Annotated in this window: 13 protein-coding genes; 8 read left to right on the forward strand and 5 right to left on the reverse strand. The window is 31.3% G+C overall.

Annotation, left to right across the window (positions count from 1 at the left end; genetic code table 11):
- Position 1 precedes the first annotated feature (1 nt).
- From Q0912_RS01260 to Q0912_RS01295, 8 genes are all read left to right on the forward strand, one after another.
- Complete coding sequence (locus tag Q0912_RS01260; protein ID WP_299111141.1) at positions 2-853, forward strand: sulfotransferase; 852 nt, start codon at positions 2-4, stop codon at positions 851-853.
- Complete coding sequence (locus Q0912_RS01265; RefSeq protein ID WP_299111144.1) at positions 840-2,024, forward strand: delta-aminolevulinic acid dehydratase; 1,185 nt, start codon at positions 840-842, stop codon at positions 2,022-2,024. The genes Q0912_RS01260 and Q0912_RS01265 overlap by 14 nt, the downstream gene beginning before the upstream one ends.
- Before the next feature lie 2 nt (positions 2,025-2,026).
- A complete protein-coding gene (locus tag Q0912_RS01270) occupies positions 2,027-2,725 on the forward strand; it encodes a WecB/TagA/CpsF family glycosyltransferase (RefSeq protein WP_299111146.1) in 699 nt (232 codons plus the stop codon).
- Between the two features lie 6 nt (positions 2,726-2,731).
- Positions 2,732-3,832: a UDP-N-acetylglucosamine 2-epimerase (non-hydrolyzing) gene (gene wecB / locus Q0912_RS01275; RefSeq protein WP_299111148.1), complete on the forward strand. Its 1,101-nt coding sequence runs from the start codon at positions 2,732-2,734 to the stop codon at positions 3,830-3,832.
- 88 nt (positions 3,833-3,920) lie between these two features.
- Entirely contained in the window at positions 3,921-5,012 is a 1,092-nt protein-coding gene (locus Q0912_RS01280; protein ID WP_299111150.1) for an MraY family glycosyltransferase, read from the forward strand.
- Positions 5,013-5,104: 92 nt separating this feature from the next.
- Positions 5,105-5,866, forward strand: coding sequence for a polysaccharide biosynthesis/export family protein (locus tag Q0912_RS01285; protein ID WP_299111153.1), 762 nt, complete (start codon positions 5,105-5,107; stop codon positions 5,864-5,866).
- A 4-nt stretch (positions 5,867-5,870) separates the two neighbouring features.
- On the forward strand, positions 5,871-8,207 hold the full coding sequence (locus tag Q0912_RS01290) for a polysaccharide biosynthesis tyrosine autokinase (RefSeq protein ID WP_299111155.1): 2,337 nt from the start codon (positions 5,871-5,873) through the stop codon (positions 8,205-8,207).
- 85 nt (positions 8,208-8,292) lie between these two features.
- Positions 8,293-8,712: a CBS domain-containing protein gene (locus Q0912_RS01295; protein ID WP_299111157.1), complete on the forward strand. Its 420-nt coding sequence runs from the start codon at positions 8,293-8,295 to the stop codon at positions 8,710-8,712.
- A gap of 23 nt (positions 8,713-8,735) precedes the next feature.
- Here Q0912_RS01295 and rpe read toward each other — a convergent pair whose 3' ends face one another.
- The 5 genes from rpe to Q0912_RS01320 all read right to left on the reverse strand — a co-directional run bounded on the left by rpe (position 8,736) and on the right by Q0912_RS01320 (position 12,833).
- On the reverse strand, positions 8,736-9,398 hold the full coding sequence (gene rpe / locus Q0912_RS01300; RefSeq protein ID WP_299111159.1) for a ribulose-phosphate 3-epimerase: 663 nt from the start codon (positions 9,396-9,398) through the stop codon (positions 8,736-8,738).
- Positions 9,395-9,805 carry a BLUF domain-containing protein gene (locus Q0912_RS01305; protein WP_299111161.1) on the reverse strand — a complete coding sequence of 137 codons (411 nt, stop codon included), beginning with the start codon at positions 9,803-9,805 and terminating at the stop codon, positions 9,395-9,397. The genes rpe and Q0912_RS01305 overlap by 4 nt, the downstream gene beginning before the upstream one ends.
- Positions 9,806-9,956: 151 nt before the next feature.
- Positions 9,957-10,820, reverse strand: coding sequence for a sigma-70 family RNA polymerase sigma factor (locus tag Q0912_RS01310; RefSeq protein ID WP_094967995.1), 864 nt, complete (start codon positions 10,818-10,820; stop codon positions 9,957-9,959).
- Positions 10,821-11,010: 190 nt separating this feature from the next.
- The gene (locus Q0912_RS01315; protein WP_299111163.1) at positions 11,011-12,279 is read right to left on the reverse strand and encodes a porin family protein; all 1,269 of its coding nucleotides are present in this window, start codon (positions 12,277-12,279) and stop codon (positions 11,011-11,013) included.
- Entirely contained in the window at positions 12,279-12,833 is a 555-nt protein-coding gene (locus Q0912_RS01320) for an RNA polymerase sigma factor (protein ID WP_299111165.1), read from the reverse strand. Before Q0912_RS01320 ends, Q0912_RS01315 begins: the two co-directional genes overlap by 1 nt.
- Positions 12,834-12,835: the final 2 nt, after the last annotated feature.

The following is a 12,835-nucleotide window of genomic DNA, read 5'->3' on the forward strand; positions in this document are numbered from 1 at the left end:
AATGACGCAAATATTCATCTTGGGAGTTGGTCGTACGGGTTCTAAATTTTACATGCAGTTGTTAAATACCCATAAAGATATATTTATATCTCCAGAATTAATTTTTAGACATCCCGTTAAGAAAGATTTTTATACACTTATAAATGATGCTATTAAAGCAGAAGAATCTCTTGAGAGTATAGTTGATAAACTTTTCAATTTTAAAGAGCGCTTGCCATATATAAAAACCATTCAAAAAATAGGTAAAGCTAAATTAACGGATGCGTTAAGCAGATTGAACGAGCTGACACCATATGCTATTTTTGATTGTATTATACATCTGTCTGCAGAGGTTGAAGGTAAAACTATATATGGTGCGAAATTCCCGATTCATTATAAATACTCACAAGAGTTAATTGAATTCTATAAAGAATCTAAAATATTCTACTTAACTAGAGACCCTCGTGCAATCTATGCTTCAGATATAAGAAAAAAGAGGAAAGAACAAAAAACAGAATACTATAGATTTAAAGTTAAATATTTTCTTAGGTTTTTTGTGTTATTTTATACCATATTTGAATGGCGAATGAGTTTAAGAATATATGAAAAGTGTAAAAACAAGTTTTCTAATAATGCCATTAAATTAATGAAGTACGAAAACATAATTGCAGACAATAATTCTGTGATTAAAGAAATAGCATTATTTATTAATTGCAACGCTAAAGATTTTAACCTCGAAAAGGTGAAGATTGTAGATTCAAGCTATGAAAAGGGGATTTCAGCAAATCGATGGAGGGCTAATATTAATGGTTTGGAAAAACTGATTTTTAAATTATTTGTAGGTAATAAGATGAAGAAATATGGATATAAATAATGCTTTTCAACTGTTAAAGGATTATTGTGAATCCGAAAACTTTAAGGGTTGGGATCCATATGATGGGATGAATTCTAAAGTATTTCAAGCTTTACCATTAAAACACTGGGATTTAGCGAGATTAGCTTGGATTCAGGGGTTTAAGCGTAGTCCTATAAACTTTAGAAAGCTATTATTAGTACCCAAACAACACAATTCTAAAGGAGTCGCATTATTTCTTTTAGGATACTGCAGATTATATCGTGCTGCTCAAAACGGATACGAAGACTTTGGTACACCAGAAGAATTACTTGACCATGTCAAAAAACTCACGTCATTGCTCCTAGACATGAAAGTTGAAGGCTATTCTGGCGCATGTTGGGGTTACAATTTTGATTGGCAAGCCAGACGTTTATTTTTGTTTAAAAAAAATACACCAACAGTCGTAGCTACAGCATTTAGTATCGAAGCCTTAGTTGAGAGTTATGAAATTACAAAAGATAAAGGTGTATTAGCTGTTATATTATCATCGGCGGATTTTGTACTAAAAGATTTATCTCGGACAACACATGGTAAAGGGTTTTTGTTTTCATATAGTGTTATTGATGGTAATAATACAGTAATCAACGCTTCACTTTTAGGGGCAAAGATTTTGAGTTTTACTTATAAGTATTCAAAAAATACAGTTCATAAAGAAATAGCGCAAAAAGCTATTCTTGCAGCTTGTGAGCTGCAAAATGAAGATGGGTCTTGGATTTATGGTCTACTACCCGTTCAGTCATGGATAGATAGTTTTCATACAGGTTTTAATTTAGACGCTATTGAAACCTATCAGCAAAATACGGGAGATGACTCTTTTCAATACTATATAAAAAAGGGCTTTAACTATTATGTGGATCATTTTTTCGAAACAGATGGAAAACCAAAATATTATCATAATAAAACATACCCTATAGATATACATTGCCCAGCACAAATTATTGTAACGGCATCAAAATTAAAGGAGTTCAAAAATCAAGAAGATTTACTTAATAAAATCTTAATATGGACTATTACTAATATGCAAGACAAAAAAGGGTATTTTTACTACCAAATTAAAAAGGGAATGAGCTCAAAGATATCTTATATGCGTTGGAGTAATGCCTTTATGTTTAATGCTATGGCACATTATTATTTAGAGTCTAACGTGTAAAAATGCAGTCAGAAGCCTTAAATAATGTAATAACCTATGCGCCAAAGTCTAGAGCAGAACTTATAGATTATGCTTTTAAACACCATAAAATTTTGGTTGCGGTCAATGCTGAAAAAATTTTACATGCTACAGATGAAAGTAGAGCCATAATTAATAGAAATTTAGGTTATCCAGACGGTGTAGGTGCAGTTTGGGCATTACAAAAAAAAGGGCATAAATCCGTAGTTAAAATCCCTGGATGCGAACTTTGGCTAGATTTGGTAAGACAATATTACCGAGTCAAAACGTTTTACTTGGTTGGTGGCAAACAAGAGATTATTGAAGCTACTGTAAATCAGTTAAAATCTGAATTTAAAGAGATTGATATATGTAATTATAGAAACGGCTATATAAAAACAGAATTTGAAGAAAAAGCTTTAATAGAAGATATAAAAAGGCATCGACCAGATGTTGTTTTTGTGGCCATGGGTTCGCCAAAACAAGAGTTATTGATGGAGCGAATTCAAAAGCATCATAAAGCAGTGTACCAAGGTTTGGGAGGAAGCTTTGATGTTTATACAGGCAATGTAAAACGAGCTCCAAAATGGTGGGTGAAACATAATTTAGAATGGGCATACAGACTTATTAATCAGCCTTCGCGAATAAAACGTCAAATCCATCTGGTACGTTTCTTTGTAAATCTTCATCTAAATAGATATTAGAAAATAATGAAATATAATATTACAATTGTTGCAGGCGCACGACCAAACTTTATGAAGATTGCTCCTATCATCCATGCTATACAAGAAACCAATACTAATGGTGAGGTTATAGATTTTAGATTGGTGCATACAGGTCAACACTATGATAAAAACATGTCTGGTAGTTTTTTTGAACAGCTTCAAATTCCAGAACCACACGTTAATTTAGAATGCAGTGGCGGCACACAAGCTGAACAGACAGCAGCAATAATGATAAATTTTGAAAAGGATTTAATGGCTAATCCCGCTGATTTGGTTTTAGTAGTAGGTGATGTTACATCTACTATGGCATGTGCCTTGGTAGCACAAAAACTACATACTAAAGTTGCTCATGTCGAAGCAGGAATTAGATCTGACGATTGGAGCATGCCCGAAGAAATAAACCGTTTGGTTACGGATAGTATCACCAATTATTTCTTTACAACTTCTGAATTGGCAAATAAAAATTTAAGAGAAAGTGGTGTAAATGAAAATCAAATTTTCTATGTCGGAAATACAATGATCGATACCTTATTGAAACAAAGACCAAATTTTAGACCACCATCTATTTGGAAAACTTTAGGCCTAAAGACCAGGGCTTATATAATAATGACATTACATCGCCCAGCTAATGTAGATGAAGAAAGTCAGCTCAAGGCTATGATTGATGAAATTATTAATCATACTCAAGATTTACCTTTAGTATTTCCAGTACATCCTAGAACGGCTAAAATCTTAGAACGTTTAGAGATTTCTCATCCTAGATTACATACTGTAGCCCCTTTGAGTTATTTAGAATTTAATTACCTAGTTGAGAATGCTAAAGCTGTAATCACAGATTCTGGCGGAATTACAGAGGAAGCTTCTGTAATGAATATTCCTTGTATGACCTTGCGAGACAATACAGAACGACCAGAGACCATAACCCTTGGAACAAATGAATTGGTTGGTACTAACCCAAAATCCATCCAACCTTATTTAGATAAACTCTTTAATGGACAATGGAAAACCTATCAGTCGATACCACTATGGGACGGTAGTACCGCAAATAGGATAATTTCTAGTATTTTAGACTTTAGACTAAAATAATATTTAAGTATTTACTTTGTTTAAAAACTTACTTGTTTATAAAATCGTATATTAACCTACCCCTAAGATGTTTTAAAAATCAAAAAAAATGATTGAAACATTACTTGAAAATTTTTCGCCAGAAAATCATTTAACCTTATGGCTTATAGCAGCTTTTGCTTTAGCATTTTTAATTGCTTTTCAAACATTTCCTACAATTCTATATGTTGCTAAAAAAAAGCACCTAATGGACGAACCAGACAGTAGAAGTTTACATTCTAATAAAACTCCTACTTTGGGAGGTATAGGTGTATATTTTAGTATAATTGTTGTGATGACGATTGTTGGAGCTTTCTTAAATACTAAAGTTTTATTATTAGTTATGGGTGGGCTTACAATCTTGTTCTTTTTGGGATTAAAAGATGACCTAACAGTATTATCCGCACGAAATAAATTAGGCGGTCAATTATTAGCAGCGCTTTTATTGATTGTATTTACTGATACTCGTATTATAGGTTTTTCTAATATATTAGATATAGATACACTTCCTTATTGGCTTTCTATTGGGTTTACATTATTTGTATATTTACTCATAATTAATGCATATAACCTTATTGATGGTGTTGATGGTTTAGCAGGGACCATAGCATTTTCTGCCAGTGCTATATTTGCATATCTATTTATAAAAGCTCATGATATAAGTTTAGCCACAATTTCTATTGCAATATGTGGTGCTTTATTAGCTTTTCTAAGGTTTAATTTCTCAAACAAACGCAAGATTTTTATGGGAGATACTGGCTCTATGATAGTAGGGTTTTTATTGGCTTTCTTTACTATTAGTTTTATTAATATGGCTCAGGTAGATGAAACATCAAATTATTATAAGGCTTCACCAGCATTAGCATTTGCCTTATTGTTTTATCCGCTCATTGATACTTTACGTATATTTTTTATTAGAATTGTTATTCATAGAAGAAGCCCTTTTAAAGCAGATAAAAACCACATTCATCATAGATTTATTAGTAGTGGTTATAGTCACTTAATGACCACTGTTTTAATAAGCAGTATTAATGTAATCATTGTAGTTATCGCTTTTAGTTTACTACATTTAGAATTAAATACGCAAATAATTTGTCTTTTAGTATATGGTTCTTTGTTATATCTTATACCCTTTCTTATTAAGCGTTTATTTTATAGCTAAATTATTAAATAAAGAAATTTATAAATAATGCTTATGCTTTTGATAGTCTTTTAAATGCGGTTATATTTGTTTTTTTACAATAATAGATTTTAATGAAAATAAAAAGTATAGGATTCTTTGTGTTGATTTTTATAACTTCATGTGCCTCAAAGAAAGAAGTGTTATACATGCAAGATGCATTAACTACAGCCAATGGTAAGATTAATTATCAGTCCGCTACTATTCAACCTAATGATATTTTAAAAATCACAGTTGAAAGCTTAGTGCCCGAAGCCGCTATACCATACAATAAAAGTGATGGGCAAGGAATGCAACTTCAAAACATACAACTTATTCAATTAAATGGTTATTTGGTATCATTAGAAAATACAATAAATTTCCCTGTACTTGGTAAAATACCTACTTCTGGTTACACAACAAAACAGCTAGAGGATTTTATAAAAGAGCAATTAATTACTGGTGGTCACCTTTCTAACCCTACTGTAAATGTTAGACTTCTTAATGCTAAGGTAACTATCTTAGGAGAAGTCAATCAACCAGGAACTTATAATTTTACTGAGCAAAATATTACAATCCTACAAGCATTAGGATACGCAGGTGACCTCACTATAAATGGAAAACGTAGTGATGTGCTTATAACCAGAGAAGTAGATGGTATTCGTAAAGTTTCACATATTGATTTAACTTCGGCCGAATTTATGAATACTGAATATTATTTTATAAAGCCTAATGATATGATAGTCGTTAATCAAAACAATCCTAAGGTTAAGGCAGCTGGTTTTGTTGGGGACATAGGTACTATTTTAACTATTGCATCTTTGGCGCTGAGTGTAACAATTTTACTGTCAAGATAAAGATATGGATAACCAATATAATAGTAATCATCTTTTTGAAGAAGAAGAAAGTGTTGATTTTAAGCGCGAAATTAGACGCTATTTGGTTTATTGGCCTTGGTTTTTATTAACCCTGTTAGTTGCACTAATTAGTGCATATATCTATTTAAGATATGCTCCACGTATTTTTGAAACTTATTCAAAGGTGAAAATTCTTGATGAATCTGAAGGTTTAGAGTTGCCTACATCTGCATTTATTTTTAAACGTACTAACATTAACTTAGAGAACGAAATTGAGATTATGACCTCATACCTTATAATGAATAGGGTCGTAAGAGAATTGAATCTCAATGTAAGTTATTTTGAAGAAGGTACTATACAAACTAAACAAATAGAAAAATTACCATTTGAGTTCAGCCAAATCATTGAGCCAGATAGTATTTTTAAGGCGTTATCTTATAAGATTAATGTAACGGAATCTGGTCTGGAGGTTATTAATAACGATACTGAAAAAACGTTTAACTTTAAAGAGTATTCAACTTATAAAGAAGCTCACAAATTACCCTTTGATATAAAAATCAACCCAACGAACGGCAAAAATGAATTGCTAGATAAGACTTATATTATAAAATTTAGTCCAATCAAAAGTGCTGCACTACTTTTAAAGACTAAAATAGAAGTTACATCAATAGGTGAACAAAGTGACTTATTAAAATTAATAATTAAAGGAGAGAGTAAAGAGCTTTCCGAAAAAATATTAAATACGCTAATGGATGTATTTAATAGAGATGGTATTAATGACAGACAGCTTGTTTCAAAAAGAACACTAGACTTTATTGACGAGCGTTTTGTTTTTTTAGCTAAAGAATTGGATTCTATAGAGATAGATCAAGAAGTTTTTAAGGAAAAAAACAATATTGTTGATATAGCCACAGATGCAGAACTTGGTTTAGAACAACGTGTCAAATCAGAAGAAGAAGTATTTAGTTTAGAAAATCAATTGTCTTTATCAAAAATATTAGATAACTCTCTAAATAGTGATTCAGAATCAAATTTACTACCAGCTAATATAGGTATTGAAAATGCTAGTATTAATACACTAATATCAGAATATAATCAAGCTGTAATAAATAGAGATAAGCTTGCCAATAGTGGGGGTATTAATAATCCGTCAGTTAAGTTAGCAGAAAATCAGGTCTTGGATTTAAAGTCTAATATAAATAGGTCTTTAAAAGCATACTCTAGACAACTAGAAAGTACTTTAAGTCAACTTAAAGGGAGAAATCAAAGGTTATCGGGTAAAGTATCTAAAATACCAGAACAAGAAAGGTTGTTTAAAGCGATTCAACGACAGCAGAAAATCAAAGAAAGTCTATACCTTTTACTACTACAAAAACGAGAAGAAGCTGCTATTAACTTGGCTATAACTGAACCCTCCATTAAAGTTGTAGAGAATGCACTTTCTGGTGCATATCCTATTTCTCCTAAGCCAAGAATAGTCTATGCAGCTGTACTATTAGGAGGATTGCTTATCCCTTTTGGCGTATTGTATATCATGTTTATGTTAGACACAAAACTTCATGGTAAAGAAGATATTATAAGAGTTACCTCAAAAATCCCTGTGATAGGTGAAATACCAGATCTAAAAAAGAAAAAGGATATTATTTTTACAGACCCTAATGACCGTACAGCTTTAGCTGAGGCTTTTAGAATTTTAAGTTCTAATGTAGATTATATATTACCAATTAAGGATGGAGAAAAAGGTAAAATAATATATTGCACGTCAACTATTAAAGGCGAAGGGAAAACCTATGTAAGTCTTAATTTATCCTTGGCGCTTTCGAGCATAAACAAAAAAGTATTACTTATTGGTGCCGATTTGAGAAATCCTCAAATTCATACACATATTCATGAAGACAAACAAAAACCAGGGCTGTCTAATTATCTTCATGATGTAAATTATGATTGGAAAGACGCCCTAATTAATGGTTTTGATAAACATCCAAACCACCACATAATCCTATCAGGAAGCATACCGCCTAATCCAGCACATTTACTAACCAATGGCCGTTTTAAAAAGCTCATAGAAGAAGCAAAAGAAGTTTATGATTATGTAGTTGTAGACACGGCTCCTACAATTTTGGTTACAGATACTATGCTGATATCTCAGCTAGCAGATGCCACAATTTATCTGGCAAGAGCAAATTATACAGAGAAGAACCTATTGAGGTTTTCAAAAGAGTTACAAGACTTAGGTAAACTAAAAAACATGGCTTATGTTATTAATAGTGTAGGTGCCAGCAAATCTTATGGCTATGGATATAATTACGGTTATAATTATGGCTATGGGTCAAAAACTTAGATTATGATCTTTTTGCTATGACATTTGTCATAATTTTTAAGAGTGCTATCATTTAACTTTATAGTGAACTTATAATCATTATATCATGAGACAGAGAATACCTGTAAGCACTATAATGTCTAAAAACCTTATAGCATTAAATAGAACTGACGATTTAGAAAGAGCTGAATTATTATTTAAACGTCATAAAATAAGACATATTCCAGTTGTTTCTGGAGAGGTCATAGTTGGGATGTTGAGTTATTCAGATTTATTACGCATTAGCTTTGCAGATGCAGTTGATGAATCTGAGACTAACGTAGATACTTTAGTATACAATATGTTTACAATAGATCAGGTAATGGTTAAAAATGTAACTACTGTTAATTCTGAGACTTCAATTAAAGATGTGGCAAAGATTTTAGCATCAAAAGAGTTTCACGCTTTACCTGTAGTAGATAATGGAATTTTGGTAGGTATTGTTACAACAACTGACTTAATTAACTATTTGATCGATCAGTATTAATAAAAGCGCCTTAAGGCGCTTTTTTATGAGTTAGCTAGAGCTTTTAGGGTTTTAATCGTTTCAGTTGGATTATTACTTTTAAAGATATGACTACCTGCTACAAATGTATCTGCACCTGATTCAACTAATTTTTCAATATTTTTATCGGTGACTCCACCATCAATTTCGATACGCGTATCTAGCCCTTGCTCATTAATCATTTGTCGTAGTTTTTTTACGCGCTTATAAGTCACCTCTTCAAACTTTTGTCCGCCAAATCCAGGATTTATAGACATGAGTAATATCATATAACATTCTGGTAAAATATCTTCTAAAACATTTAGTGGTGTTGTAATATTCAAAACTATACCTGCTTTACATCCTACATCTTTGATTTGTCTTAAGGTTCTATGTAGGTGCACAGTAGATTCATAGTGTACGGTAATTATATCCGCACCAACTTTAGCAAATTCTTCGATATATCGCTCTGGTTTTTCAATCATTAAATGTACATCTAATGGTTTTGTTGCATGCTTTTTAATAGCTGCAATTACAGGCATACCATAAGAAATGTTTGGTACAAAATGACCATCCATAACATCAATATGAAACCAATCTGCATCACTGTTATTTACCATTTCTGTATCACGTTGTAAGTTGCCAAAATCGGCAGCTAACATAGAAGGTGCAATTAAGCATTTAGTCATTGGTTGTGTTTTAAAAAGTTAGTGGTTAACCGAATTAATTTATCTGCAGGTAAATAGTTAGCATTATTAATCCAATTAAAGTACAAATATAACTTTTTCATATCTTCAAATTTTTGAAATATCTCAAAATTTCCACTATTATAATCATTGAAAATACGACCCTCAATTTTTGTGTTTAATAAGGTGATTAAACCAGTATGCCTTATATCCCTTTTTATTCTTTTGTATAATGCATCTACCTTTTTGGTGTCTCCTTCTAAAATTTGAAAAAAGTGTTTGTTCTTTATAATTAGAAGTCCAGTAATATTTTGAATCTTATTATTTTTATTAACATATGTTATTAGCTCGTCAATAGTTTTACGATTCAAATCTTTAGCAAAGTTACTAATATAACAAATGGCCTTCATAAACAAAAAGATAATTACATTACTCTAAAGTAGTGCAAAAAAGTGAACCCACGGTAATCAGCCGTGGGTTCTTTCATCAATCAAAAAACGAACAGTTATGTTTTGTAACTGTTGTTACCTTTATTAGGTTGGTCGCTAAATATACAAAAAACTAACCTAAATATGTCTTTAATATTTTACTTCTAGACGTATGCTTTAATCGTCTAATCGCTTTTTCTTTAATTTGTCTTACACGTTCACGGGTAAGGTCAAACGTTTCACCAATTTCTTCTAAGGTCATTGGGTGTTGATTTCCTAAACCAAAATATAAACGTATAACATCTGCTTCACGCGGTGTTAATGTCTCCAAGGCACGTTCAATTTCAGTACGTAAAGACTCGTGTAACAAATCTTTGTCCGGGTTTGGTGATTCTCCACTTCGTAATACATCATAAAGATTAGAGTCTTCACCTTCAACCAAAGGTGCATCCATACTAACGTGACGCCCAGAATTTTTCATAGACTCCTTAACATCGTTAATGGTCATGTCTAGTTCTTTTGCGATTTCTTCTGCGGAAGGAGGGCGCTCATGACTTTGCTCTAAAAAGGCAAACGTCTTATTAATCTTATTTATAGAACCAATTTTGTTTAACGGTAAACGTACAATACGAGATTGCTCAGCCAATGCTTGCAAAATGGATTGTCTAATCCACCAAACTGCATAAGATATAAATTTAAAACCACGAGTTTCATCAAAACGTTGTGCAGCTTTAATTAGACCTAAATTACCTTCATTAATTAAATCTGGCAATGTTAGTCCTTGGTTTTGGTATTGCTTAGCTACAGAAACGACAAAACGCAAGTTGGCTTTAGTTAATTTTTCTAAAGCAATTTGGTCACCAGCCTTAATACGTTGTGCTAATTCTACCTCTTCATCTGCTGTAATTAAATCTACCTTACCAATTTCTTGTAGGTATTTGTCCAGTGAAGCAGTCTCCCTGTTGGTTACCTGCTTGGTAATTTTAAGTTGTCTCATTTAATTCTAAGATTTGTGCAATGTTTCTACAACACTAGGTCGCTCTTAATTATACGTACAAAAGCGATAAAATGTTACACAACTTTTAAAAAAAGTTTAAATCCTTAATAGTTTTACTGTATTCAATATTTAAATCGTCAATAGTTTAATGAGATAAAATGTGTTTTTTGATTGACATGACAAGCTCTTATCAAAACCTATATTCAATACCTGCATTAATAGATATTATGAATGGATTGACAGTTCCATTTCTTAGAATAGATTTAGTTTGATAGTTAAAATTTGATTCAACATTAATATAAATGTTTTTAAATAATTTATTCTCTACACCTAAGCCGAGGTGTAGACCTAAAGTAGATTTGTATTCAAAATTGTTAGCGCTCAAAATCATGGAAGTGCTATTACTTGACTGGCCTTGAATTTTAAAGTAGCTAATTCCTCCAGTAATATATGGATTAATTTTTTTATTAAATGGTGTATATTTTACATCCAATGGAAATTCGAGATATTCAACTTTATTTTGAATACTGTCAATGGTTTGCTTTAAATTGAGTTTTCTCACGCCAAACCGTAAATAAATAGATCTGTTTATTCGGTAACTTGTAAGTGCACCATAATTAGTTGAAGAATTATCTTTAGTTTTTGTATCAAATGCATCATAGGTTGATAATAAAAATTGCGGTGTTATACTCCATCGAGATGTTATATCTATACTACTACTGTCTGTTGTTTTTTCTTCAGTAAATTCTGCTGTTTTTTCCTCAGAGACTAAACGTCTTAGTTTTTGTTCTTTCTTAATGGAATCCTCATCAATTTTATTGATTACTATTAAGCTATCAAGTTTTGTGAAGGTAAGATTCCTTTCTAGGAGTTTTTTTGTGCTATTGTTTAATTGACTATTGTCTTTGGTTTCTTTGTCTTTTCTTACAAACACTAATTTTGAGGTTTTTTCAACTTTTAATGAATCTAATGCTATTGAATATTTAGGTTTATTTTTTGAACTTATACTAAATGATTTGTGTGTGGTGGGTGTCCGTTTTTTGTTGATGATTGAATTTAATTTTTTTGATTTACTACTTTTAGTAGTTTGATCAACAATTTTATGATTTTTGCCCTTAGGTTCTAAAGTTTTTATAGTGTTGGTATTTGATACATTATTTTTTTCGGGCTCACTAAATTGTTCAATTTTTGGCAAATTTGAGTTTTCAATTATTTTTATTTCTTGATCCTCAATAAGATTTGGTTCTTTTTCGATAGAATTATGCAGTGAGATGCCTAACCATAGCAATATTGTCATAATAACTAATCCTACTCCTAATATCCAAAAGATAATCCCACGATGTTTCTTTTTCTTTTTTAGTTCACTTTTTATATTATCCCAAACCAAATCATCTGGACTTTCTTTGAAGTTTTCTAATCTATCTTTTATCGCAGGTCCTATATCTTTTTTAGTTTCCATTAGATGCCAGGTTTTTTAGTTGTTGTATTAGTTGGCTTTAGTATTTTAGCCTGTAATAGGTTCTTAGCTCTATGTAAGTTTGATTTTGATGTACTAACACTTATGTTTAATAGCTTTGCGACATCTTTATGAGAATAATCATCGAGCTCATATAAGTTAAATACCATTCGATACTTAGGTGGTAACTCTTGGATGTGTTTTAAGATGTCGTGCAATTTGATATTTTTAATAGCACTTTCATTTATGAGGGTATGGTCTTGAAGAATATCATTATTAATGATAATATTTAGATGACTTTGCTTTTTGTACTTGTCTATTGCCTTATTTATAGTGATTCGTTTTATCCAACCTTCAAATGAGCCATTACCTTTAAATTTTTTGATATTACTGAAAATCTCCAAAAATGAATCCTGTAAATTGTCTTGCGCCTCTTCTCTGTTTTTACAATATTTTAAACATAATAAAAACAAATCATCTTTATACCTTTGGTACAGCTGACTCTGTGCGTCGAGATTTTGCTTTTTACAAGCTTTTATGAGTTGTTCTATATTCAATT

Origin of the sequence: uncultured Winogradskyella sp. (genome assembly GCF_947498345.1) — a bacterium.
In the GTDB taxonomy this organism is placed as follows: Bacteria; Bacteroidota; Bacteroidia; order Flavobacteriales; family Flavobacteriaceae; genus Winogradskyella.

Coding starts and splice junctions, on each gene's coding strand:
- Q0912_RS01305 (WP_299111161.1), bottom strand. CDS start 9,805: ATGAAGGCCATTTGTTATATTAGTAACTTTGCTAAAGATTTGAATCGT.
- Q0912_RS01295 (WP_299111157.1), top strand. CDS start 8,293: ATGAGACAGAGAATACCTGTAAGCACTATAATGTCTAAAAACCTTATA.
- Q0912_RS01270 (WP_299111146.1), top strand. CDS start 2,027: ATGCAGTCAGAAGCCTTAAATAATGTAATAACCTATGCGCCAAAGTCT.
- Q0912_RS01265 (WP_299111144.1), top strand. CDS start 840: ATGGATATAAATAATGCTTTTCAACTGTTAAAGGATTATTGTGAATCC.
- Q0912_RS01260 (WP_299111141.1), top strand. CDS start 2: ATGACGCAAATATTCATCTTGGGAGTTGGTCGTACGGGTTCTAAATTT.
- Q0912_RS01290 (WP_299111155.1), top strand. CDS start 5,871: ATGGATAACCAATATAATAGTAATCATCTTTTTGAAGAAGAAGAAAGT.
- Q0912_RS01310 (WP_094967995.1), bottom strand. CDS start 10,820: ATGAGACAACTTAAAATTACCAAGCAGGTAACCAACAGGGAGACTGCT.
- wecB (WP_299111148.1), top strand. CDS start 2,732: ATGAAATATAATATTACAATTGTTGCAGGCGCACGACCAAACTTTATG.
- Q0912_RS01280 (WP_299111150.1), top strand. CDS start 3,921: ATGATTGAAACATTACTTGAAAATTTTTCGCCAGAAAATCATTTAACC.
- rpe (WP_299111159.1), bottom strand. CDS start 9,398: ATGACTAAATGCTTAATTGCACCTTCTATGTTAGCTGCCGATTTTGGC.
- Q0912_RS01285 (WP_299111153.1), top strand. CDS start 5,105: ATGAAAATAAAAAGTATAGGATTCTTTGTGTTGATTTTTATAACTTCA.
- Q0912_RS01315 (WP_299111163.1), bottom strand. CDS start 12,279: ATGGAAACTAAAAAAGATATAGGACCTGCGATAAAAGATAGATTAGAA.